Source organism: Planktothrix prolifica NIVA-CYA 540 (genome assembly GCF_963864145.1).
In the GTDB taxonomy this organism is placed as follows: Bacteria; Cyanobacteriota; Cyanobacteriia; order Cyanobacteriales; family Microcoleaceae; genus Planktothrix; species Planktothrix agardhii.
Genome location: NZ_CAWLTW010000001.1, coordinates 2,361,326 through 2,384,118 on the forward strand (window position 1 = coordinate 2,361,326; position 22,793 = coordinate 2,384,118).

Consider the following 22,793-nt stretch of genomic DNA (forward strand, 5'->3'; position numbering starts at 1 on the left):
GCGATCGTGAATACCCGTTTTTGGTGAATTCAACTATAATTAAACTACCCTGAACAATATTGAGAGTTCCGATAAGGTTGTTCCTATGTTTACATCCACCCTTTCCGCGACAAACCGTTCGACTGTTACCGATTTACCCGAAGATTTGTTTGCAGCTATTCAAGAGCTTAAGCAAAAATTGAACGCGGTTATTTTGGCGCATTACTATCAAGATCCTGATATTCAAGATATTGCTGATTATATTGGAGATTCCCTGGGACTAGCGCGACAAGCGGCCCAGACCGATGCCGATGTGATTGTTTTTGCTGGGGTTCACTTTATGGCAGAAACAGCTAAAATTTTGAATCCTGATAAGTTGGTGTTGTTACCGGATTTGGATGCGGGGTGTTCCTTGGCCGAAAGTTGTCCCCCCGATGCTTTTGCTCAATTTAAAGCCCAATATCCCGATCATATTGTGGTGTCTTATATTAATTGTACCGCCGAAATTAAGGCGATGAGTGATATTATTTGCACCAGTTCTAATGCGGTGGAGCTTGTCCGGCAAATTCCCGAAAATCAGCCGATTATTTTTGCGCCCGATCGCAATTTGGGCCGATATGTGATGGCAGAAACGGGGCGGGAAATGGTATTATGGGAAGGGGCTTGTATGGTGCATGAAAACTTTTCCCAGAAGAAGTTAGTGCAGCTAAAAATTGAACATCCTGAAGCGGAAATTATTGCCCATCCTGAATGTGAACTTCCGGTTTTAGACCAGGCGGATTATATTGGTTCGACTACGGCATTATTAAACTATGTCAAAAGTAGTCCTAAGTTAAGTTTTATTGTGGCAACGGAGCCGGGAATTATTCATCAAATGGAGAAAGAAACCCAGGGAAAATCTTTTATTCCTGCCCCGCCCATGAGTAATTGTGCTTGTAATGAATGCCCGCACATGAGGTTAAATACCTTAGAAAAACTTTATTTAGCGATGAAAAATTGTTCTCCCGAAATTATCCTTTCCGAAGAAATCAGAATCGCGGCTTTACGTCCGATTCAAAGAATGTTAGAAATGAGTCAAAATATTAATGTTTCCAAAGGATAGGAAGGAGTCAGCAAAATTACAATTTTTGTCAAAATTGTAATATTCTATGGTAGGAGTTTGTTCTCTAAACCCGATTTGAGGTCTAGTTTAGAGAGTGAACTCCTACATTTTTTTTCAGGAATCACTTATGATTGCAATATAAAACCTAGATCAAAAATCTCTTTCTTAAGATCAAACGGATAAATTTATCATGGATAAACATTTAATTATTTTCACCCGTTATCCCGAACCCGGAAAAACAAAAACCAGATTAATTCCGGTTGTGGGAGAAATTGGAGCGGCAAATTTACATCGTCAAATGACGGAAAAAACCCTAAATACAGTCCGAAAATTACAAAAAATAGAGCCTTTATCTATTGAAATTAGATTTACTGGAGGCAATTTAGATGTGATGCAAAATTGGTTAGGGGCAGATTTAATTTATGATGCCCAAAGTTTTGGGGATTTGGGAAATCGGATGGGAAAGGCATTTCAAATGGCATTTTATGAGGAAAAAACCCAGATTATGATGATTGGCACCGATTGCCCAGAATTAACTGTTGATATTTTATCTCAAGGATTTAAGCTATTGCAAGATCATGATATTGTGGTCGGCCCTGCTAAAGATGGGGGATATTATTTAATTGGTTTAAAGAGTTATATTCCTGAATTATTTAAAGATATTCCTTGGGGTACAGCAACGGTTTGTGATATCACCCTCAATATTTGTGAAACCTTGAATTTATCCGTCGGTAAATTACCTGTATTATTAGATATTGATCGTCCTGAAGATTTAGTTTTTACTGAATTTAGCAATGAACAATTAGGGTATTATGGCCTGTGATGCCCATTTCCTAGAGATTGAGATTAAAGACAGACTCCCCAAAACCTAAGTAATCTGGGATGATGGAGGGAGTATTCTGTGGCTGTGTCATTCTAAATTAATACTGGGACTATTCGTGAGGCTAATGATATGGAGGTTGATGAATTATTAAAACGCTATGCAGAAGGAGAGCGCCTATTTCGAGCCGTTAGCCTCGTCGGAGTGGATTTAAGGGGTGTTGACCTCCGGGAAGCCACGATTGCTCGGGCTAACTTGGAAAATACCTCCTTCGTGGGGGCGAACTTAATTGGGGTAAATTTTCGAGAAACTAAGTTTACGGGTGTTGACTTCACCGATGCGGATTTAAGCGATGTTAACTTAATTGGGAGCTATTTAGGCGATACCAAGTTCAATCGAGCCAACTTAAGCGGGTCGAGTTTGCGCGGGTCTTCTTCCAAAAATGTTAGCTTCACTCAAGCTAATCTCACCGAAGCTAACCTGACGGAATCGAATTTTGCCAGTGCTAATTTTGTGGGCGCGAATTTAACCCATGCTACCCTAGTCCGAACTAATTTGATGAAAGCTAATCTCACCGGAGCGATTTTAGAAAGTGCTAACCTAACCAACGTGATTATGCGAGAAAGCATCCTAGAAGGGGCAAATTTAACGAATGCGACCCTGAGTGGGGGAATGATGATTGGGGCTAATTTTCATGAAGCGGATTTAACCCGAGTCACGATGATTGGGGCTGATTTAAGCGAAGCTAACCTGAGTGAAGCCAACTTTCGAGGGGCAAATGTAACTTGGACAACTTTACGCGGGGCTAATATGAGCCGAGCTAGACTCTACCGCACTAAATTATCCTGGTCTAATTTGAGTGGTGTTAATCTGATTGAAGCGATTATGATTGATACTAAATTAGATCAAGCAAATTTGAGAGATGCGGATACCCGAGGTGCAATTTTACCGAATAAATAATGGATAGGTTCTGTGCAAATACAATCGACCATTGATTCTCAAGAACTGTTGCGTCGTTATTTAGCTGGAGAAAGAGATTTTAGCCATGTTAACTTGATTGGGGCGCATCTATGTCAAGTCAATTTGGTTGGGGCTAATTTAACTGGAGCATCTTTAGCCCGGGCCGATTTAACCAGGGCTATACTTCATGAAGTGAACTTAACCAATGCCTTTTTGTACGGGAGTAATTTAAGTTTTGTCAAGTTGAGTCGAGGAGAATTAAAAAATGCGGATTTAACCAAAGCTAACCTAGAAGGGGCATTTTTAGTTAAGTCCGAGATGAGTGGCGTTAAACTCAGTGGCGCAATTTTACGCGGAGTTAACCTGCGAGCAGCTAATTTATCCGGGGTGAATTTATGTGGAGCTAATTTGGTCGGGGTGAATTTGCGCGGGGCTAATTTAAGTCAAGCTAATTTAAACTGGGCAAATTTGACTGGCGCTAGACTCACGGGGGCGATTCTTAAAGACACCCAAATGACCGGAATTAATCTGAGTAATTCCCATTTATTAGAACTGAATCTTCAGGGATTGGATTTAAGTGGAGTCAATTTTACCCAAGCAGTAATGACCCGAATTAATTTACAAGATTGTGATTTAACGGCGGGAAATTTAAGCCAAACTCAGTTAAAACAAGCGAATTTAAGTCGGGCTAAATTACAAGATGCTAATTTAGTTGAAGCTAATCTAATTAGTAGTAATTTAACTGATGCGGTGTTAATCCGGGCGGATTTATCCGAGGCTATTTTAACCCATGCGGCTATGATGGGCGCCAACTTGAATTTAGCTATCTTGAAAAAAGCCGATTTGCGCGGCGCTAACCTGCGAAATGCCTATCTCTGGAAAGCGGATTTATCCGGGGCTAATTTAGCGGGAGCCAACCTCTATGGCGCCAGTTTACGCGGTGCTAACTTAGAGGGAGTTGATTTAACAAATGTTAATTTAACCGGGGCTACCCTTTCGGATGGGACAGTTAATCCAGGTTAAGATAGCTGTTCCCAGTCAGACTTTCTGAATCTCCTTAAATCCTAGTTTTTTAAGGTTTTAAATTTCCATATTTCAACATTTTAGAATAAATAAAACAACCCTTTTTTTTTATTGCCAATTCAAGGTAAAATAGAAGTATAGAGTTTTTTGTGAATTAGCCACTATGATGCTGAAAGCTAGAGATATTATGACCGCCGAGGTGGTCACCATCAAGGGTTCCGCCACCGTTGCCGAAGCCTTTGAACAAATGAGTACTCTGTGTTTACGCGCCTTGATTGTTGAACGCCGTTATCCACAGGATGCTTATGGAATCGTCACCGAGACCGATATTGTTTATAAAGTCACCGCCTACGGCAAAGATCCTAAAAAAATCCGGGTTTATGAAATTATGACTAAACCTTGTATTTCCGTCAATCCTGACCTGGGTGTGGAATATGTAGCTCGACTTTTTGCTCAAACTAAAATTCGTCGCGCTCCTGTGATTCAGGATCAACTCCTAGGAATTATTTCTGTAACTGATATTCTGGCTAAGGGAGACTTTGTAGAAAATCCTAAAAGCATTCTATTAGAAGAACGGATTCAAGAGTCGATTGATGAAGCCCGGGCGATTTGTGCCGAGAAAGGAGCAACCTCAAAAGAATGTGCCGCGGCTTGGGATATTGTAGAGGAATTAGAAGCAGAAGCGGCTCACCAAAAAGCCGAACGTTTAGAAAAAAGTGCCTTTGATTTGTACTGTGAAGAAAATCCCGACGCGGCAGAAGCTCGGTTCTATGATACCTAATCATTAATCAGAGTGATTTAGATGAGAAGTTTTCTCACTAATTGCAACAATTTCCCCCTCTAACCGAATGGTATAGAGGGGGTGTGTCTTTGTCTAAAAACAGGGAATAAGCAATATTAATAAGGGAAAATTATGCAAGATCACTCGTACCACGGGAAATTTGATTGTCAAAAATTATGATCTGCGTCAACATCCCAGTTATCAGAAAGCAGTTAAATCAGGAAAATTATCTTGGAGTGATGTGTTTATTTCCTTTTTAGAACCGAGTTTACTCATAAGCGCCTTAGAACCTATTTATAATCGCGTTATCGGAAGAATTAGAATATTGGGTGAATCATTTTAGGTTCGATTTAATTTTTAATGTCTTGGAAAATATAATCCAAAAATCTTAGTTAACCATGAATCCAACCATTGAGAGTAAATCGACTATCAGTAAACTGTTGAGAGGGACAATACACGGGTAAAACTTCATGTTTACACCGACTATCAAAAAATATAATACTATTATTAAGCGGTTTAATCTGAGTAAAATTTTCGTAAATGATGGCTTCTTCTCCTTGAATTTTTGTTTGATATAATCTCAAATCTCCACCATAAAAACCTTGAGGTTCTTGATAAAAATAGTACAGATATGTTAATTTACGATTAGCTGCTTTTCCCCCATCCACATCTTGATGAATTTTATAATATCCTCCATGTAAATGAGCCGTAATTTGGATTTCTAAATAAGCAACTAAAAACATTTGTATTTGTAATTGTTCCATCACCTGCGGTCTAGCGGTGAGAATTTTATGGGTGATAAGTTCATGAAATTCGGCAAAGTGTTCAGGAAGTAAAATATAGGATTGACGATATTGTGATTTTTGATTAATTACTTCCGAGGAAAAGAAATTATTTTGATTAGCAAGGGTTGAATTTAAAAGTTTTTGATAATCTTCTTCTGAGAAAAAGTTATCAATTTGGACATAATCAGGATTTATAATAATTGCTTCTGATTCGGTAATATTAGACGAATTATCAGGAGATGGAATAACTTCTGATAAATTTGAATTAAAATCTTTCTGCTGAGATAATATTCCTATTTCTAATATTTTTAATGCGGCATTTAGCCTTTGTTCGTAGGTGATGTCCGGTTGATTTAGACTGGATTTGACAATATCTAAGGCTTGGTTTAAAATCTGATCAAAATTGCTATTATAGTCTTGATTTTCTTCCATATTAGATAACATTGGAGATGATTTTTCTGGCATAGATTAAAGTTTTGATAGAATGATTAATTAGGGTTGTTGGGCTTTAGCCAATTTTTGTTGGGGCTAAAGCCCAACAACGAACTTACCAAGATTATACTTAATTTTGCTCCCCCAAGTCAAAAAAAATTCTCAAAGGGGATTAAACTAAAAATAAGTTATAACAAAAACGATGCCATAATTAAACATACAAATCCATAAAAATTAGGAGAATTGAACATTGATTAATCACAGCGAATATACCCTAAAAGCAGGGTTTAGTTGTTCTGGGGTAGGATTACATACTGGTGTGAATACAACGGTTAGGGTTTTACCTGCAAATCCAGGGGAAGGACGCTATTTTGTGCGAGTTGATTTACCGGAAAATCCTCAAATTCCGGCTAGATTAGAATCGGTATTATCCACCACTTTATCCACAGAATTAGGCACTAAAAACGCTAAAGTTAGAACCGTTGAACATTTGTTGGCCGCCTTAACTGGAATGGGAATTGATCACGTTAGAATTGAAATTGATGGCCCAGAAGTCCCCTTATTAGATGGTTCGGCTCAAAATTGGGTAGAGGCGATCGCAACCGTTGGACGTCAACCCCTCGATATTCCCTCCCAGGACGTCCCTACTGTTCAAATTACCAAACCCCTATCCGTCCAGCAGGGCGATGGTTTTGTCGCCGCCTTTCCCGCATCCGAAACCCGATTTACCTACGGGATTGATTTTTCAGTTCCAGCCATTGGCAATCAATGGTATAGTTACACGGCTGATCCTGAAATCTTTGCGCGGGAAATTGCTCCGGCCAGAACCTTCACCCTAGAAGCACAGGTGGAACAGTTAGCAAGAGCGGGACTGATTCAAGGAGGTAGTCTGGATAATGCGATTGTGTGCGGAAAATCAGGATGGTTAAATCCACCTTTGAGATATGCAAATGAACCCGTGCGTCATAAAATTTTAGACTTAGTAGGGGATTTGAGTTTATTGGGTTTTCTGCCTCAAGCTCATTACTTAGCATACAAAGCCGGACACCATCTCCATGTTCAACTGGTTCAGGAAATATCAAAGTAGTAAGCCCTTTAGGGCTTCTTTCTACCACTAACGTTAACTTAAATTCATCGGATATGGACGACGCCCCTGTGTTGAACGCTGAAACAGTATTGATGATTGAGGAGATTCAAAATCTGTTACCCCATCGCTATCCCTTTGCGTTGGTGGATCGAATTATTGAATATGTCCCAGGTAAAAAGGCCGTGGGCCTCAAAAATGTCACCATTAATGAACCCCATTTTCAAGGCCACTTCCCCGGACGTCCAATTATGCCCGGAGTTTTGATTGTGGAAGCCATGGCCCAAGTCGGAGGAGTGGTTTTAACTCAACTTCCTGATTTAAAAGGGAGTTTATTTTTATTTGCGGGAATTGATAAAGTCCGATTCCGTCGTCCCGTAGTTCCGGGGGATCAATTGATCATGACTACGGAATTATTGGTCGTGAAACAACGCCGTTTTGGTAAAATGCAAGCTCGCGCCGAAGTCGATGGTAAACTGGCCTGTGAAGGAGAACTAATGTTCTCTCTTGTAGACTGAATTCTTATACCTTGTTAGGTTTTAACTAATTTTAATTTCTATGACGACCTTAATTCACCCCACTGCTGTGATTCATCCTGGTGCAGAACTCCATCCGACGGTTCAAGTTGGCGCTTATGCTGTAATTGGGGAATATGTTAAGGTCGGTGCGGATACGGTCATTGGTTCCCATGTTGTGATTCATGGCCGCACGGAAATTGGCGATCGCAATCAATTTTTTCCGGGGGCGGTAATTGGTTCCGAACCTCAAGATCTCAAATATGATGGTTCTTTGAGTTTAGTGAAAATTGGTAATGATAATCTGATTCGGGAATATGTAACAATTAATCGCGCTACAAATGCCGGGGAAACGACTATTATTGGGAATCAAAATTTATTAATGGCCTATGTTCATGTTGCCCATAATTGTGTAATTGAAGATCAGGTTGTAATTGCCAATTCCGTCGCCCTAGCAGGTCATGTTTATATTGAATCAAAAGCCCGATTAAGTGGGGTTTTAGGGGTGCATCAATTTGTGCATATTGGGCAATTAGCCATGATTGGCGGCATGACCCGGATTGATCGAGATGTACCTCCGTTTGTGTTAGTTGAGGGGAATCCTTCTCGGGTGCGATCGCTTAATTTAGTCGGGTTAAAACGTGCGGGATTTACTTCCAATGATTTTTCTTTATTAAAGAAAGCCTTTCGGTTATTATATCGTTCTGAATATTCTTTTACCCAAGGATTAGAACAGTTAGATTTATTACCGGATCATGCGGCGATTCAACATTTACGCCAGTTTATTAAACGTTCTCAAAACGATCCCGGACGTCGGGGAATGACTCCGGGGGGAAAACGCAAAACAAAGGAAGATTAAGCACAATTTTATCCAATTTAGGGGGTGAATGATTGATGATCATGGATTTAAAAACACTCTATGAAACCGATGATGTTGAATGGTTACAAGAAACGGTTAAATTGATTAAAAATCACCAATTTGAACAGCTAGATTTAGAAAATTTAATTGAGGAATTAGAGGATTTGGGTAGGGAAAAGAAAAACGCGGTAGTGAGTCTTTTGGAACAGATTATCCGTCATTTATTATTACTGCAATATTGGACAGGGGAAGTTGAGTATAATAGAGTTCACCCGGAAGAAGAAATCTATAGTTTTAGAGTTCAGTTGAGACGAAAAATTACTACAAATCTGCGTAATTATTTAGATTCAGAATTTGAATCTATTTATCAGGATGCGTTAGGATTTGTCAAGATTAAAACTCAAAATATCGTCTATTTTCCCCCAGAATGTCCTTATACCCTGGGACAATTACTAGATATTGATTGGTTTCCAGTTTAGATTTTATTATAAAAATGATCCCGTAATAAACGATTAATAAAACGATAGCGATCGCCATTTTTTTGTAATAATAACTTATCCGTAGCATCATTCAAAAATCGTTGATAATTCCAAGGAATATTCCCATCTTTCCACAAAATCCATCGAATTACAAACTGTTCTATTTTTTGCTTTAAACCCGATTTTTCTAATAAAATTGCCCATAATAATCCTAGTCCCATCCCCACGATTAAAAGTGGAGTTGTTCTGAGAATAACTCCTGCTAATATTAGTATTAGAATAATTCCCCAAATCAAACCTAGAATTAACTTTAATATTAACTTATAACGCTGTTTTTGTTCATTCTCATCTAACCAATGAATGGGTATTTTTTCTACTGAAAATTCTGTGACTTCATCAGTTATTAGTCGAGTTGCTAACCATCCTAACCACCGTCTAAAACCTTCAGATTTAGGAGCTTTTCCGGGGAGATATTGGGATTTATGAATATCCTGATTTAGTTGACGACGAATATAAGCATTAAATAAATAATCACGCTGTTCCTCAAAGGAATTAAGATGTTTCCAAGACATGATTAAAATTTCTTCATAAGCTAATGTCATCATCGTTAAATATAGCGGTGTTTTTGCTAAATTTAATAATGGTTTATCGGTTTCAATATTGTGCCAAAGTTCTCGACTACGAGAATTAATTAAATAATCTTTAATTTGTGGAATCGTTAAAGGACGTAAAAAAATAGCCCCATTCAAATCCAAGCGTTCCGATAATTTTTGATAACTTATAACATTAGCACAGATCACCAAATGTAAAAGTGAAATATCCCCATTCAACATTTGATTAATTTGTTGAATATATTTAACTTGTTGATTCAAAGAAAGTTTATCTAATCCATCAATTAATGGTAAAATCTGAAGCTGTTGAATCCAATTTTGAACCACAGCAATAGAAATTCCATACTTAATATGCAGTTGTTCAACAATCCAATCTATAATCAATTGATCGGGATTCTTCCAAGTTGATAAATCCAGTAAAACAGGGATAGGTTCTTCAACATCAGTTTGAGCGCGACTAACTAATACTTTAGCTAATCCGATTAAGGTTGTAGTTTTTCCCGAACCAGTCGATCCTAAAATTAATAATCTGCCATTTAAACGATCAAAAACTTGAATAATTCCCGTATCATTCGTTAAACGAACACTCGGATGATGACTAACTTTTAACTCCACATCCCAGATTCGTCGCATTTTCAAGGGTGGCGTTTCTTGAGCTAAATAAGTTAATACCCCTCGATGTAAAGATTGTAAGCGATACTGTCTCACTTCATTTTGGACTTGAAGCAGCAACTTTTGACGATTGTGTAATTGAACCTGGGAAGAAGTCAATTTTGACATTGAAAATTTAGAATAAGTGAAAAACTGTAACCTACCCGTTTCCGCGAAAATATCACCAGTATATAGCAATCCCAAATCTTCTGTGAAAAAAACATAGGAATTTTGTCTTCAAACCTCTACAATAAAACAGTCTAAAGCTGTGTAAGCATTCAGGACTGGGATTTGATAATTGATTTAAAAAGATAAAAATGGATATTTCACAAGCACCAATTTTAAAAACTCCAGAACCTGAATATGGAGATTTGATTTTTGATTCCCACACCTTAGCTATTTCAATCGTTGTACCTATTTACAATGAAGTAGAAAGTTTACCCCGACTGATTGCAGCGATTGATACAAATATGGCCGATTTGGGTTTAACCTATGAATTGATTTGTGTTGATGATGGGTCAAGCGATGGGTCTACGGAACTCCTGAAACAACAAGCCGAAATTAATCCTAATCTTAAAGCCATTGTTCTCCGACGTAATTATGGTCAGACCGCAGCTATGGCGGCGGGGTTTAAGTATTCCCAGGGTCAGGTGATCATTACCCTGGATGGTGATTTACAAAACGATCCCCAGGATATTGCTCTCCTGCTGAGGGAATTAGGTAAGGGGTATGATGTCGTCAGTGGTTGGCGGAAAAATCGACAGGATGCCAAATTGAGCCGTTTGCTTCCCTCCCGCATTGCGAACTGGCTGATTAGCAAAATGACTGGAGTGCAGTTACATGACTATGGCTGTTCCCTCAAAGCCTACCGGACTGAGTTAATCGCCGATATGAACCTCTATGGAGAATTACACCGATTTTTACCCGCTTTAGCATTTATTGAAGGGGCAAAAATTACTGAAATTCCAGTTAACCATCATGCTCGTCGTTTTGGTCAGAGTAAGTATGGTTTAGATCGCACCTTTAGGGTGGTGATGGATCTGTTAACGATTTCTTTTATCAAAAAATTCCTAACTCGACCCATGCACGTTTTTGGTCTGTTGGGAATATCAGCTTTTGGGGTTGGAATTGTTGTTGGTGCTTATTTGAGTTTTATTCGCCTGGTCTTAGGCCAAGAGATTGCCGCTCGTCCCTTACTTACCCTGGCGGTACTCATGACCCTTACTGGAATTCAACTCTTTTGTTTTGGTCTATTAGCCGAACTCTCAATGCGAACCTATCACGAATCCCAAGATCGACCGATCTATCGAGTTCGTGAAGTGATCGGATCTAATGGTAAGAGCAATAACTCAAAAACCAATTAATCTTCTAAACTGGCGATAACACTGTTGACAGGAAAAACTTTACACATCATGTATTCAGGGTGAAACCCCTCCCCAAGCTCTCCGTGCACAGGGGGTTTGTGGGGGCCGGACGGGTGACAAACCAATGAGGAGGAAGGAGTTTCCGCCGGATTGTTTTGAGGTTGAATACAAACAGCCACCTGTCCAACTCCAATCATTAAGGTTTGCACTCGTTCAAGAATTTGATCGAGATCCACGAGTAATGTTTCCGCCGCCAACAAAGAAGGGGTAACAATAAAAAAGGTTTTGACTCCGGTGGGACTAGGAGCAAAACCAAAGCTACATTCAGAAAGTTGAGACTGGTTTAAGGGAGTGAGAGCGTCAGAGAAACGTTTAATTAACGCCTGATGCAAAGACTGACTTAGCGCACGATCATCAGATATCGGTTGGGGTAACATGGTTCGTCCTTACCAAAAAATTCATTATAAAGCTCCGTCTTTTGGTGAAGCAGGGGAGGCAGGGGGAGTAAACTCTTGCTATTACCCATTCATTACCCATTACCCATTACCTATTACCCATTACCCACTTATGACGGCTTTTTATGATTTACCTATCATTTATTCTACCCTCCAGTTTAACATTAACTAATTTCCCATTGGTTTAAATTTTTAATCAGATTCATAAGTAAACCCTGGGTTAATCTCAGAACTTCCCTACATAACCAGCAGACCTAGCAATTAATTTTGTATTCTTTCTACCGGGGTATTGATCGTTTTAGCCTTTTTAAAAGTCAATAATCCTAACCCCGCCAAAACTAAAGCCGAAATTGCCATCACCACAATAAAGACTTTTTTGGTTTTCATCGTTGCTGCTTCATATTGCAACAACATTTCCTGTTTAATTTTTTTCTCTTGTTCCGAAGGTTCTGGATTCATGGAATTTAGTATTATGGGTTGAAAGTTGACGGTTAAACATTAACCGCCAACTACCTTCTAATTAACTCACCGAACTTTGGACAACCTCTTGAGACTGGGGTATACTTTCGGTCTGCATAGAAGCATACAAACGATTCAGAGCGTTCAAATAGGCCTGAGCGGAGGCTACAATAATATCGGTATTAACCGCATGACCGGAAAATACCCGGTCTTGATAACGTAACCGAATAGTAACTTCTCCAATCGCATCAATTCCCGCCGTCACCGACTGTACAGAAAACTCAATTAACTCATTAGGTACATTGGCGACCCGGTTAATCGCCTGATACACTGCATCCACTGGGCCAGTCCCAATCGCCGCATCGGTTAATTCCTGACCATCGGGGGTGCGGACTGTCACCGTGGCCGTGGGACGGGCTTGATTTCCACAGGACACCTGGACAAATTCCAAGTGAAATAATTCCGGGGTTTGTTGAATTTCATCCTTAACAATGGCTTCCAAATCCCAATCGGTGATTTCTTTTTTCTTATCGGCCAATTCCTTAAACCGGACAAACGCCTTATTCACCTCCGGGTCGGTTAACTCAAATCCCAACTCCCGCATCCGAGATTGAAACGCATGACGCCCGGAATGTTTGCCCAAGACAATCAGGTTATCATTCAACCCAATAGATTGAGCATCCATAATTTCATAGGTGCGTTTATGCTTTAATATCCCATCTTGATGAATTCCCGACTCATGGGCAAAAGCATTCGCCCCGACAATCGCCTTATTCGGTTGCACTAACATTCCCGTCAAGTTAGAAACCAAGCGAGAGGTTTTATAGATTTGGCGGGTATCAATATTGGTCAAGGAGGCTTCTGATTCTGGCTCTCGACCCAAAAAAGGATTAAAATACTGCCGACGGACGTGCAAAGCCATCACCAGTTCTTCTAAGGCGGCATTTCCAGCCCGTTCTCCGATGCCATTAATCGTGCATTCCAACTGTCGCGCCCCATTTTTTACCGCTTCTAAGAAGTTAGCAACGGCCAAACCCAAATCATTATGGCCATGGACGGAAATAATCGCTTGGTCGATATTGGGGACATTTTCCTTAATCCCTCTAATGATCGCCCCAAATTCCGCCGGGGTGGTATAACCGACGGTATCAGGTATATTAACCGTTGTCGCCCCGGCTGCGATCGCTCGCTCCAAAACTTGATACAAAAATTCTGGGTCAGACCGTCCCGCATCTTCAGGGGAAAACTCAATATCATCGACAAAGGATTTGGCGAATGCGACCATTTCTGAGGTAATATCCAAGACCTCAGACCGGGTTTTTTTCAATTTATATTGTAAATGGATATCGCTGGTAGCAATAAAAGTATGAATTCGGCGATGGAAAGCCGGGGAAACCGCCTTAGCAGCGGCTTCAATATCCCCTTTCACAGATCGGGCTAAACTACAAATCACCGGGCCATCTTCTGTGCCTACTGCTTCGGCAATTCGAGAAACCGCATCAAAATCTCCATGACTGGCGATCGCAAATCCTGCCTCGATCACATCCACCCCTAAACGGGCCAATTGTCGAGCAATTACCAACTTCTCATCTACATTCAGGGTAGCCCCCGGACATTGTTCGCCATCGCGCAAAGTCGTATCAAAAATAATAATTCGGTCGGGGTTAGGTTGAAATTTCATCGCGCGAAAATCTCCTTGTAATCCTTAATTTATCGACTGTTGACTGATAACCGATAACTGATTTGCTGTTCCGGTATTCCCTCCCCCCCTAGCCCTGCGTGCACGGGGGGTTGGGAGTGGCCTGTTCCGGTGTTCCCTAATCGTTAATAGTCTGTTTTTTCAATCTGTTCTCGAATATCGTTGAGATCGATATAACGATCGGTGGCATTCCGCAGTTCTCTAGCGATCATTCCTTCTGTAGAAACAACGGTAATATGAGTATTTTTAGATCGTAACAGTTCAATCGCTCGTTCAAAGTCCCCATCTCCACTAAAGAGGACGACCCGATCATATTGTTCTACGGTATTAAACATATCTACAACAATTTCAATATCTAAATTAGCTTTTTGGGAATACCGACCGGAACTATCATCGTAATATTCCTTGAGAATTTTAGTGCGAACTGTATAACCTAAACTGATCAGAGCATCTCGGAATCCTCGTTGATCTTGGGGGTCTTTGAGTCCTGTATACCAGAAGGCATTGACTAGGGTGATATCCACTTGTTCTGTTTTGAAATAGGTCAAAACCCTACGGGGATCAAAAAACCAACCATTTTTTTGTTGAGCATAGAACATATTGTTACCGTCCACAAAAATAGAAAGACGGTTTTTTACGTTAGGCATAGAAAATTAAGACCTAATATTTGTAGAAATGAATTTAATCTAAATATTCTATCTTAACATCCATAATCAAATAAAGTATAGGCATCAACAAAGGCTGTTGTCTCGCCATAAATATTTTATTCGATAGATGTAAAGATATAATTTGATCCTACTGCATTAATTTGGCACTCAACACTAATATATCTTGGTTATTCATATAATTTTATGTTTATAAAATACCATATATGATTATATTTAATTATAAGTTTAACGAAAATTTACAATAATCCCAGCCATTTTGGGAAAATCTCTTGAAAACCCTCAAAGTCTATATCCCTGATGGAGAAACTCATCTGACATTTTTCTGAACTCAAGACCTCGATCTGGTGACTGACGGGGCTAAAATTTTTTGCTTTCTAGTGCCCATCGGGCCAGTTCTGTCCGATTATGGAGGCCGGTTTTTCCCAAAATATTACTGATATGACTTTCAATCGTGCGTTGACTGATTTTCATAATCCGAGCAATATCACGGTTAGCTAAACCTTGAGTAACTAGGCGGACAACCTTTAACTCCGTTGGAGTTAGTTGTACATTCCGACGCACCCGCAACTTAGGGCCATTACTATTAAGATTGGCACTGTGGCCGTTGGTCAAACGGGATGCTTGGCGCAGGGAAGACTCGACTTGAGCCACTAATTCTTCTGGCTCAAAGGGTTTGACAATATAGACATCGGCTCCGGTATTTAAGCCTTTAACTTTATCCTGACTTTGACCTTTAGCCGATAGAAATAGAACAGGAATCCATCCGGTGCGGGGGTCTTCTCGAATTTTTTTCACCAGACTATAACCGTCCATTTCTGGCATCATAATATCGCAGATCATCAGATCAGGAAGTTCATCTTCGAGAATCTCCAACGCAATTACACCGTTTTCTGCCGTGACCACATCATATCCCCGAAATTCCAAATAGTCCCTGACCAATAAAATCAGGTTAGGGTCATCATCCACAAGCATCAGTCGTTTTTGATCTCCGTTTCTATCCTTCATTTTAAAATCTGTTCCAATGGGGAATCGGCGTAACAACATCAAGGTCAATTTTTTATATCTAGTTCGGTGATATCTCTTTATAGGTTTATTTAGACAAACAGTTTTCACCAAAATATAGATATATCAGCAAGTATAATAGATTACCCAACAATTAATTAAGAATTAAGCAATTTGTCATTCGTAATTTGTAATGGATGGGTTAGAGGAGGGGTTAAAAACACATACTCTTGCACTACTTGAGAACCTAAAATATGTTCTTGAAGAATTCGTTCAATCACCTCCGATGTTGCAGAATGATACCAAACCCCATCGGGATAAACTACTAAAATAGGGCCATGAGTACAAACACGCAGACAATTTGCCTTGGTTCTAAAGGTACAACTGGGTTTACCCTCAGTCACCTGATCTAGTTTTAACTCAGTCAATCGTTTTTTTAAATAGTCCCACGCCTCTAAACTTTGTTCTTTGGAACAACAGAGGGGCTTAGTCTGATCCGCACAAATAAAAATATGACGTTCAATTTGATTTAATCCTAAAGTCTGTACCTTATTAGCCAAATCGACCGTGATTAAATCGGACTCAGAGGAAGTAATACTCGCAAATTCCGACGAAGATGACATACAATTCGCAGTTTGATAAAAAAGACCTTAAAACTCCATCATAACAGTTTTTGAAGCGTACAGGTGTTAGCTGTTGATATGTTGATGAGGGGATTGAGCAAGGTTGGACTGCATCGGGAAAGATCAGTATTAGAGAGACGCGCCGTGGCACGTCTCTACAATAATGACTGTTATCCTAGAACAAAATTACTCTTACCTATCAATCTACTATCGACTCCCAACAGTTCAGCCAACTGTTGTTGACTACTGGCTATTTTAATTAGGGTGGAGTCGTTAAAAGAGGTGATTTGTAACTGTTCAAAAGTTAAACCTCCGGTTAAAGCGATAATATCCGCTCCGTTAGTAAAGTCGGTAATTAGCTCATTCCCAAAACTACTGGCCAGATAGAAGCGGTCATTACCCGCACCACCAGTTAGGGTGTCATCGCCCTCGGCTCCAACTAACCAGTCATTACCCTGACCTCCGGTTAAGATATCGTTGCCTTCTCCGCCATCGAGGGTATCATCACCTTGATCACCCGAGAGCAAATCATTGCCTTCGCTGCCGTCGAGAAGTTCATTGCCCTGACCGCCATAAATCATGTCGTCTCCTGAATTACCCGAAATGGTGTCATTGGCTTCGTTACCAAAGAGAAGATCATCACCTTCGTTTCCTTCTATTATGTCTTCTCCTTTGTTTCCCAAGATAGTATCATCTCCGTTGCCACCTTTAATTAAGTCATTCTCTTGACCTCCAAAGAGTTCATCCTCTCCATCACCTCCATCAATCAGGTCTTCTCCTAGGTTGCCGTTAATCCAATCATTCCCGCCATTACCCGTAATGATGTCGTTACCCAGGTTCCCGTAGAGTTCATCTGCTCCATCATTTCCGATGATTTGGTCGTTATCTTTGCCACCGAGGACGGTATCGTTACCTTCTAAGGCAAAGATGACATTGGCTTCTGCTGTACGTGATATGGGTTCATCGCCAGGAACCTTGACTTCTTGGGTAGGAAATTCGATGGTTGTTATAAAATTGGTGGAGTCATAGATATCCACACTGCCATTGAATACCGGAGTTTCGGGAATTCGTTCCGGTGTGGGACTCGGTATTGGTTCCGGTGTTGGAGTTACGGTTGGAACTGGTGTCGGTGCAACTGTTGGAACTGGGGTCGGTGCAACTGTTGGAACTGGGGTAGGTGCAACTGTTGGAACTGGTGTCGGTGCAACTGTTGGAATTGGTGTCGGTGCAACTGTTGGAATTGGGGTTGGAGTTACCGTTGGAACTGGTGTCGGTGCAACTGTTGGAATTGGGGTTGGAGTTACCGTTGGAACTGGGGTCGGTGCAACTGTTGGTTCCGGGGTCGGAGTTACCGTTGGTTCCGGTGTCGGTGCAACTGTTGGAACTGGGGTCGGAGTTACCGTTGGTTCCGGTGTCGGAGTTACCGTTGGAACTGGTGTTGGAGTTACCGTTGGAATTGGGGTTGGAGTTACCGTTGGAACTGGGGTAGGTGCAACTGTTGGAACTGGTGTCGGAGTTACGGTTGGAACTGGTGTCGGAGTTACGGTTGGAATTGGTGTCGGTGCTACGGTTGGAACTGGTGTCGGTGCTACGGTTGGAACTGGTGTCGGTGCTACGGTTGGAATTGGGGTCGGTGCTACGGTTGGAATTGGGGTCGGAGTTACGGTTGGAACTGGTGTCGGAGTTACGGTTGGAACTGGGGTAGGTGCAACTGTTGGAACTGGGGTAGGTGCAACTGTTGGAACTGGGGTAGGTGCAACTGTTGGAACTGGTGTCGGAGTTACGGTTGGAATTGGGGTCGGAGTTACAGTTGGAATTGGGGTCGGAGTTACGGTTGGAACTGGTGTCGGTGCTACGGTTGGAATTGGGGTCGGAGTTACCGTTGGAACTGGTGTGGAAGCTACATTAGTAACTGCGACATCCGTAGCATCAACACCACTGTAATTGGTATCGGTACTGGTAGCTGCCGCAGTAACAATATTGTAGGCAATATTCCCATCAACAACTAAATCATCTACTCCGGTAACGGTGACTGTTTGTGCCACATTCCAGTTAGCTGCTGTGAAGGTTAAACTGGATTTATCTATCGTACCTTCGGCGGTATTGCTGCTAGTTAATGGGATGGTGACATTGGCTGTTGGTTGGCTATTTAGAACTACTGTAAAATTAGCCGTACCTCCCGCTTCTGTGGTGGTTAAACCTGTGGTTGGTGTAACTGTAATGCCTTTGGTATCGTTATCAGTATTACTAACTGCAACATCGGTAGCATCAACACCACTATAATTAGTATCGGTACTGGTAGCTGCCGCAGTAACAATATTGTAGGCAATATTCCCATCAACAACTAAATCATCTACTCCGGTAATGGTGACGGTTTGGGGAGTATTCCAGTTAGCAGTGGTGAAGGTTAAACTGGATTTATCTATCGTACCTTCGGCGGTGTTACTGCTAGTTAATGGGATGGTGACATCGGCTGTGGGTTGACTATTTAGAACTACTGTAAATGTAGCAGTTCCCCCGGCTTCGGTGGTGGTTAAACCTGTGGTGGGTGTAACTGTAATGCCTTTGGTATCGTTATCGGTATTAGTAACTGCAACATCGGTAGCATCAACACCACTGTAATTGGTATCGGTACTGGTAGCTGCCGCAGTAACAATATTGTAGGCAATATCTCCATCATCTACTAAATCCTCTACTCCGGTAACGGTGACTGTTTGTGCCACATTCCAGTTAGCTGCTGTGAAGGTTAAACTGGATTTATCTATCGTACCTTCGGCGGTGTTACTGCTAGTTAATGGGATGGTGACATTGGCTGTTGGTTGGCTATTTAGAACTACTGTAAATGTGGCATTTCCCCCGGCTTCGGTGGTGGTTAAACCTGTGGTGGGTGTAACTGTAATGCCTTTGGTATCGTTATCAGTATTACTAACTGCAACATCGGTAGCATCAACACCACTATAATTAGTATCGGTACTGGTAGCCGCCGCAGTAACAATATTGTAGGCAATATTCCCATCAACAACTAAATCATCTACTCCGGTAACTGTGACGGTTTGGGGAGTATTCCAGTTAGCTGCTGTGAAGGTTAAACTGTGGTGGGAGTGACAGTGATGCCTTTCGTATCATTATCAGTAATCGTCACACTTTGGTTAGTAGTTCCTAATGCTATTCCTGTTGACGGGTTGCTAATTGTTAAGATACCTGTTTCATCACCTTCAGCAATCAAATCATCATTAACTGTGATGGTTACTTGTCCCGTACTATTGCCATCTGGGATGGTTATTTGAGTGGGAATAGCACCAGTAAAGTCAGCCGCACTAGCAGTACCAGTTAATGCTAAATCAATGGTTTGATTGCCGACGACATTACCTTCAGCAGTGGCGGTAAAGGTAATAGCTGTTGTCCCGGCTTCACTAGCAGTAGTTGTGCTGGCAGTAAGGTTAACTTTCGGTGCGGGAACGGTAATATTAAAAGTAGCTGCATCAGAAAGGTCAACATCACCAGTATTCGCCGTACCGCCGTCATCTTGCAGTTGCACACTCACGGTAGCAGTACCGGGTTTACCACTGGGAGTGTAGGTCAGTGTGCCATCGGTTGCTACACTTGGTTGAATGGTAAATAAGGTATTGTCGGTGTTAGTAAGGGTATAGTTGCTAACAGCTTGAGTTGATTCATTCGCGGGGCCGAAGATAACAGTATTTGCCCAGTTGCTAACAGTTTGAACTGTGTTTGTCCAAGCTGTTAGGATCTGGTTGCCAGCGTTACTAAAACTGGGTTTGTCGTTGACAGGATTAACGGTAATACTAAAGTTTTGTACTGTGGAAGTATCAACACCTGGGGTACCGCCGTTATCTTGGACTACAACATCAAAGGTAGAAGTGCCGTTGGCATCGGCGGCGGGGGTATAGGTAAGATTCCCGCTTGCGTCTATTGTTGGCACTGTAGCAAATAAGCTAGGAGTGCTGATATTACTCACAGTATAAGTGGCTGTTTGGGCGGATTCGTTGGTGGGGCCGGCGCTGAATGTTGCCCAATTTGCTACTGTTTGCGCCCCGCTATCTTCGTTAACTGCGGTTGGGTCGGTGGCGGTGAAGCTGGGAATGTCGTTAACGGGGGTAACGATGATGGCTGCGGTGTCGGTGGCGGTGCTGATACCGATTTTGATGTTGGTGTTGGCTGTGCTGCCATTGGTGCCTGCGACTTGATCCCAGGCTTGAAAGGTTATGGCGTTGGTAAGGGTGCCGAAGTAGTTGGTGTTTGGTTGGAAGTATATGCGGGTATTGGCATCTGCAGCTAGCAAGCGAGCGCTGGTACTGGATACTGCTCCTAATGGGTTCCAGGTGGTGCCGCCATCGATCGTGTAGAACCAACTGCCGTTTGTGGTGTCGGCGGCGGTGAGGGCGATGCCGGTGAGGGGTGATGTATTGGGGTCGGTGACGTTCCCGCCTAAACTGACGATTTGGGAAACCAGCGTCCCAACGGCTCCTGTGGGCGCAACCGCATCTTCTAGAACAGAAGTGAGGGTGACAGCCGTATCCGCAAGGGTGGGTGCTGTATTGAGGCTGCCGTAGATATCGTTATTATCTGTAGTAGCGCTTGCGTTCTGAGCAGCACTGTTGCCGCTGCTGCGGAGATAACCAACAACATTGACAGTGGGAAGAGCCGCTGGCATTCCCTGTGTGTTGCCTTGGGTGGTTTGTGCGGTTTGTGCGGCTGCATCCAACACGAAAATCGCACCTGCCAGGGCTTTGCCATTATTCGCTCCTGTGCCGCCTGTCGTGGTGTTGTTGGTGAAGGTTGTGTTTTGTAGCGTTAAAGAGCCTTCTCTGACAAAAATCGCGCCCCCCATTCCGGCACCGCCACCACCAGGCAGCAGAGGGGAATAGTTTGTAGTCCTGCCACCGGCGCCACCGCCAAAGCCGCCTGCGCCTGGGGTGTTAGTGTGAATACTCACGCCGCCGCCGCCGCCAAAGCCACCTCTGCCACCTGAGCCCGCCGCCGCGCCGCCGCCGCCGCCAAAGCCACCCCAACCACCACTTAAAGAGGATTGGTCGCCCGCAGAACCGCCGCCGCCGCCGAATGCACCGTTGCCTCCGTTGGTCCAGTTAAAACCGCCGCCGCCACCGCCGCCGCCAGTGCCATTACCGCCATTCGTGCGATTACCGCCAGCTCCACCGCTACCGCCGAAAGCCCCGCCAGAACCACCATTTCCACCGATGTAGGAGGCGTTAGTGTTACTGCCGCCGTTGCCGCCAAACCCGCCGCCGCCGTTGCCGCCACTAGAGCCAGCCATCCCAACTCCGCTGTTACCACCAAAACCGCCACCGCCGGCTAAGAATCTATTATTATTGGCGCTACTCCCGCCGATCGCCTGGTTACTGGTAAAAATGACATTATCAATTGTCACATCACCGTTATAGATAAATAACGCGCCACCCATACCAGCAGCGCCGCCACCGCCGCCGCTGTTAGTCCCGCTGCCATTTCCGCCTTGTGCCCTGCCTCCGGTAATGGTTAGGTTGGAGAAGCTAACAGTTCCAGACTTGATGAAGAAGGGACGAACATCACCCGCATCATTGCTACTATTGTTATTGACATCCCCGCTAACGGTAAAATTGCCACCAATAAAGGCGATATTGCTGTCAATCAGAACTTGGGGAACTGCCGTAAACCGGACATTTGTAGTAAGGGTAATAGTGTCATCCCCTGCTGCGGTATTCGCATCTAAAATGGCTTTGCTTAATGTGCCTGCTACAGTGCCAGTGCCATCATCCGTTGCCACCGAGACATCAAAGTTAGCCAGTGTATAGTCATAATCTGCCATCGCCTTCTGATTAAAGGGAACGGCGGCTTCTATATTGCCCGTTGCTATTTCTAAATCCCAGTCGCCACCTAATGCTTGATTTCCGGTTAAGTCATTAGATGCTGCGACATCTGCCCCGGTGATTTCACTTAATCGTTTAACAAAATTCTTGCCCGTTTCCCCGGCGGCTACATCGCATCCATATAATAGGATATCGCCATTTTCAGTTAGGGCATTTCCCCACTGTTGTAGCTGAGTGTTGAAATTTTCTATATCAGTCCCATTCAGTACATCTGCACCGAGTTTTAAACTGCCTTCGCTACCGTGAGAAAGTATTTGTACAGATTCAATATCTTTTTGATTGGCTAAGGTATTGGTAATTTGTTCGATACCGCTCAAATTTTCATTTAAAATGAAAATTTGAGCGGCATCGGCGTTATTAATTAGGCTTTGATAGTCTTGTACTGAGGAGTCTACGAAAATGATTTGCTTGTTCACGGTAGATTGCATGATTTTTTTGTAAAGGAATTTAATTCTTAGGTATGTAGTTGCGCTTCAGCACTCTTAAGAATCGCCCAAGTTCAACTATGTACCTATTGTTCAAGGCACTAACTGCGTGAGAACCCTAACCATGATATT

Annotated in this window: 22 protein-coding genes; 12 read left to right on the forward strand and 10 right to left on the reverse strand. The window is 42.3% G+C overall.

Annotated elements, in window-relative coordinates; all coding sequences use genetic code 11:
- Nucleotides 1–85 precede the first annotated feature (85 nt).
- The 6 genes from nadA (at nucleotide 86) to AC559H_RS10850 (ending at nucleotide 5,008) form a co-directional block, all read left to right on the forward strand.
- On the forward strand, nucleotides 86–1,081 hold the full coding sequence (gene nadA, locus AC559H_RS10825; protein ID WP_026788816.1) for a quinolinate synthase NadA: 996 nt from the start codon (nucleotides 86–88) through the stop codon (nucleotides 1,079–1,081).
- Between the two features lie 190 nt (nucleotides 1,082–1,271).
- A complete protein-coding gene (locus tag AC559H_RS10830; RefSeq protein WP_026794569.1) occupies nucleotides 1,272–1,904 on the forward strand; it encodes a TIGR04282 family arsenosugar biosynthesis glycosyltransferase in 633 nt (210 codons plus the stop codon).
- Between the two features lie 129 nt (nucleotides 1,905–2,033).
- Nucleotides 2,034–2,861 carry a pentapeptide repeat-containing protein gene (locus AC559H_RS10835; protein WP_026788814.1) on the forward strand — a complete coding sequence of 276 codons (828 nt, stop codon included), beginning with the start codon at nucleotides 2,034–2,036 and terminating at the stop codon, nucleotides 2,859–2,861.
- Between the two features lie 30 nt (nucleotides 2,862–2,891).
- On the forward strand, nucleotides 2,892–3,884 hold the full coding sequence (locus AC559H_RS10840) for a pentapeptide repeat-containing protein (protein WP_026794570.1): 993 nt from the start codon (nucleotides 2,892–2,894) through the stop codon (nucleotides 3,882–3,884).
- Between the two features lie 163 nt (nucleotides 3,885–4,047).
- Nucleotides 4,048–4,665: a CP12 domain-containing protein gene (locus AC559H_RS10845; protein ID WP_026788812.1), complete on the forward strand. Its 618-nt coding sequence runs from the start codon at nucleotides 4,048–4,050 to the stop codon at nucleotides 4,663–4,665.
- Nucleotides 4,666–4,825: 160 nt separating this feature from the next.
- The gene (locus AC559H_RS10850) at nucleotides 4,826–5,008 is read left to right on the forward strand and encodes a PDC sensor domain-containing protein (protein ID WP_026794571.1); all 183 of its coding nucleotides are present in this window, start codon (nucleotides 4,826–4,828) and stop codon (nucleotides 5,006–5,008) included.
- A gap of 49 nt (nucleotides 5,009–5,057) precedes the next feature.
- On the opposite strand, the gene AC559H_RS10855 is transcribed toward AC559H_RS10850, so the two are convergent.
- Nucleotides 5,058–5,915: a 2OG-Fe(II) oxygenase gene (locus AC559H_RS10855; RefSeq protein WP_026794572.1), complete on the reverse strand. Its 858-nt coding sequence runs from the start codon at nucleotides 5,913–5,915 to the stop codon at nucleotides 5,058–5,060.
- Between the two features lie 217 nt (nucleotides 5,916–6,132).
- Here AC559H_RS10855 and lpxC point away from each other — a divergent pair, with 217 nt between their 5' ends.
- Genes lpxC through AC559H_RS10875 form a run of 4 tightly spaced genes read left to right on the forward strand, consistent with a single transcriptional unit; the run spans nucleotide 6,133 to nucleotide 8,819 of the window.
- Nucleotides 6,133–6,969, forward strand: a complete 837-nt coding sequence (gene lpxC, locus AC559H_RS10860; protein ID WP_026788809.1) for a UDP-3-O-acyl-N-acetylglucosamine deacetylase — start codon at nucleotides 6,133–6,135, stop codon at nucleotides 6,967–6,969.
- A 53-nt stretch (nucleotides 6,970–7,022) separates the two neighbouring features.
- Entirely contained in the window at nucleotides 7,023–7,484 is a 462-nt protein-coding gene (fabZ, locus tag AC559H_RS10865) for a 3-hydroxyacyl-ACP dehydratase FabZ (RefSeq protein WP_042153372.1), read from the forward strand.
- Nucleotides 7,485–7,524: 40 nt separating this feature from the next.
- Nucleotides 7,525–8,340 (forward strand): acyl-ACP--UDP-N-acetylglucosamine O-acyltransferase, encoded by an 816-nt coding sequence (lpxA, locus tag AC559H_RS10870; RefSeq protein WP_026794574.1) that lies wholly within the window; start codon nucleotides 7,525–7,527, stop codon nucleotides 8,338–8,340.
- 41 nt (nucleotides 8,341–8,381) lie between these two features.
- Entirely contained in the window at nucleotides 8,382–8,819 is a 438-nt protein-coding gene (locus tag AC559H_RS10875; RefSeq protein ID WP_237745617.1) for a DUF29 domain-containing protein, read from the forward strand.
- Here AC559H_RS10875 and AC559H_RS10880 read toward each other — a convergent pair.
- On the reverse strand, nucleotides 8,816–10,210 hold the full coding sequence (locus tag AC559H_RS10880; RefSeq protein WP_026798495.1) for an NACHT domain-containing protein: 1,395 nt from the start codon (nucleotides 10,208–10,210) through the stop codon (nucleotides 8,816–8,818). The two genes, AC559H_RS10875 and AC559H_RS10880, sit on opposite strands and share 4 nt — an antisense overlap.
- Nucleotides 10,211–10,398: 188 nt before the next feature.
- Here AC559H_RS10880 and AC559H_RS10885 point away from each other — a divergent pair, with 188 nt between their 5' ends.
- Nucleotides 10,399–11,445: a glycosyltransferase family 2 protein gene (locus AC559H_RS10885; protein ID WP_026794577.1), complete on the forward strand. Its 1,047-nt coding sequence runs from the start codon at nucleotides 10,399–10,401 to the stop codon at nucleotides 11,443–11,445.
- On the opposite strand, the gene AC559H_RS10890 is transcribed toward AC559H_RS10885, so the two are convergent.
- The 7 genes from AC559H_RS10890 to AC559H_RS10920 form a co-directional block, all read right to left on the reverse strand.
- Nucleotides 11,442–11,882, reverse strand: coding sequence for a hypothetical protein (locus AC559H_RS10890; protein ID WP_026788803.1), 441 nt, complete (start codon nucleotides 11,880–11,882; stop codon nucleotides 11,442–11,444). The genes AC559H_RS10885 and AC559H_RS10890 overlap by 4 nt on opposite strands.
- 279 nt (nucleotides 11,883–12,161) lie before the next feature.
- Nucleotides 12,162–12,359 carry a hypothetical protein gene (locus AC559H_RS10895; protein ID WP_026788801.1) on the reverse strand — a complete coding sequence of 66 codons (198 nt, stop codon included), beginning with the start codon at nucleotides 12,357–12,359 and terminating at the stop codon, nucleotides 12,162–12,164.
- 61 nt (nucleotides 12,360–12,420) lie between these two features.
- Nucleotides 12,421–14,040: a 2-isopropylmalate synthase gene (locus AC559H_RS10900; RefSeq protein WP_026788800.1), complete on the reverse strand. Its 1,620-nt coding sequence runs from the start codon at nucleotides 14,038–14,040 to the stop codon at nucleotides 12,421–12,423.
- 143 nt (nucleotides 14,041–14,183) lie between these two features.
- Nucleotides 14,184–14,705, reverse strand: coding sequence for a LabA-like NYN domain-containing protein (locus AC559H_RS10905; RefSeq protein ID WP_026788799.1), 522 nt, complete (start codon nucleotides 14,703–14,705; stop codon nucleotides 14,184–14,186).
- Nucleotides 14,706–15,083: 378 nt separating this feature from the next.
- The gene (locus AC559H_RS10910; RefSeq protein WP_026788798.1) at nucleotides 15,084–15,731 is read right to left on the reverse strand and encodes a response regulator transcription factor; all 648 of its coding nucleotides are present in this window, start codon (nucleotides 15,729–15,731) and stop codon (nucleotides 15,084–15,086) included.
- 155 nt (nucleotides 15,732–15,886) lie between these two features.
- On the reverse strand, nucleotides 15,887–16,351 hold the full coding sequence (locus AC559H_RS10915; RefSeq protein ID WP_036833738.1) for a (2Fe-2S) ferredoxin domain-containing protein: 465 nt from the start codon (nucleotides 16,349–16,351) through the stop codon (nucleotides 15,887–15,889).
- A 170-nt stretch (nucleotides 16,352–16,521) separates the two neighbouring features.
- Nucleotides 16,522–19,074: a calcium-binding protein gene (locus tag AC559H_RS10920; RefSeq protein WP_052349593.1), complete on the reverse strand. Its 2,553-nt coding sequence runs from the start codon at nucleotides 19,072–19,074 to the stop codon at nucleotides 16,522–16,524.
- Here AC559H_RS10920 and AC559H_RS10925 point away from each other — a divergent pair.
- Entirely contained in the window at nucleotides 19,058–19,312 is a 255-nt protein-coding gene (locus tag AC559H_RS10925; protein ID WP_148292216.1) for a hypothetical protein, read from the forward strand. The genes AC559H_RS10920 and AC559H_RS10925 overlap by 17 nt on opposite strands.
- 124 nt (nucleotides 19,313–19,436) lie before the next feature.
- On the opposite strand, the gene AC559H_RS10930 is transcribed toward AC559H_RS10925, so the two are convergent.
- Complete coding sequence (locus AC559H_RS10930; RefSeq protein WP_026798496.1) at nucleotides 19,437–22,664, reverse strand: DUF4347 domain-containing protein; 3,228 nt, start codon at nucleotides 22,662–22,664, stop codon at nucleotides 19,437–19,439.
- Nucleotides 22,665–22,793: the final 129 nt, after the last annotated feature.

Excerpts from the sequence above, each read along its gene's own strand:
- AC559H_RS10895 (WP_026788801.1), bottom strand. The coding sequence starts at position 12,359 with ATGAATCCAGAACCTTCGGAACAAGAGAAAAAAATTAAACAGGAAATG.
- AC559H_RS10875 (WP_237745617.1), top strand. The coding sequence starts at position 8,382 with ATGGATTTAAAAACACTCTATGAAACCGATGATGTTGAATGGTTACAA.
- lpxA (WP_026794574.1), top strand. The coding sequence starts at position 7,525 with ATGACGACCTTAATTCACCCCACTGCTGTGATTCATCCTGGTGCAGAA.
- AC559H_RS10835 (WP_026788814.1), top strand. The coding sequence starts at position 2,034 with ATGGAGGTTGATGAATTATTAAAACGCTATGCAGAAGGAGAGCGCCTA.
- AC559H_RS10880 (WP_026798495.1), bottom strand. The coding sequence starts at position 10,210 with ATGTCAAAATTGACTTCTTCCCAGGTTCAATTACACAATCGTCAAAAG.
- AC559H_RS10890 (WP_026788803.1), bottom strand. The coding sequence starts at position 11,882 with ATGTTACCCCAACCGATATCTGATGATCGTGCGCTAAGTCAGTCTTTG.
- nadA (WP_026788816.1), top strand. The coding sequence starts at position 86 with ATGTTTACATCCACCCTTTCCGCGACAAACCGTTCGACTGTTACCGAT.
- AC559H_RS10885 (WP_026794577.1), top strand. The coding sequence starts at position 10,399 with ATGGATATTTCACAAGCACCAATTTTAAAAACTCCAGAACCTGAATAT.
- AC559H_RS10930 (WP_026798496.1), bottom strand. The coding sequence starts at position 22,664 with ATGCAATCTACCGTGAACAAGCAAATCATTTTCGTAGACTCCTCAGTA.
- AC559H_RS10855 (WP_026794572.1), bottom strand. The coding sequence starts at position 5,915 with ATGCCAGAAAAATCATCTCCAATGTTATCTAATATGGAAGAAAATCAA.
- AC559H_RS10830 (WP_026794569.1), top strand. The coding sequence starts at position 1,272 with ATGGATAAACATTTAATTATTTTCACCCGTTATCCCGAACCCGGAAAA.
- AC559H_RS10905 (WP_026788799.1), bottom strand. The coding sequence starts at position 14,705 with ATGCCTAACGTAAAAAACCGTCTTTCTATTTTTGTGGACGGTAACAAT.
- AC559H_RS10900 (WP_026788800.1), bottom strand. The coding sequence starts at position 14,040 with ATGAAATTTCAACCTAACCCCGACCGAATTATTATTTTTGATACGACT.
- fabZ (WP_042153372.1), top strand. The coding sequence starts at position 7,023 with ATGGACGACGCCCCTGTGTTGAACGCTGAAACAGTATTGATGATTGAG.
- AC559H_RS10910 (WP_026788798.1), bottom strand. The coding sequence starts at position 15,731 with ATGAAGGATAGAAACGGAGATCAAAAACGACTGATGCTTGTGGATGAT.
- AC559H_RS10845 (WP_026788812.1), top strand. The coding sequence starts at position 4,048 with ATGATGCTGAAAGCTAGAGATATTATGACCGCCGAGGTGGTCACCATC.
- AC559H_RS10915 (WP_036833738.1), bottom strand. The coding sequence starts at position 16,351 with ATGTCATCTTCGTCGGAATTTGCGAGTATTACTTCCTCTGAGTCCGAT.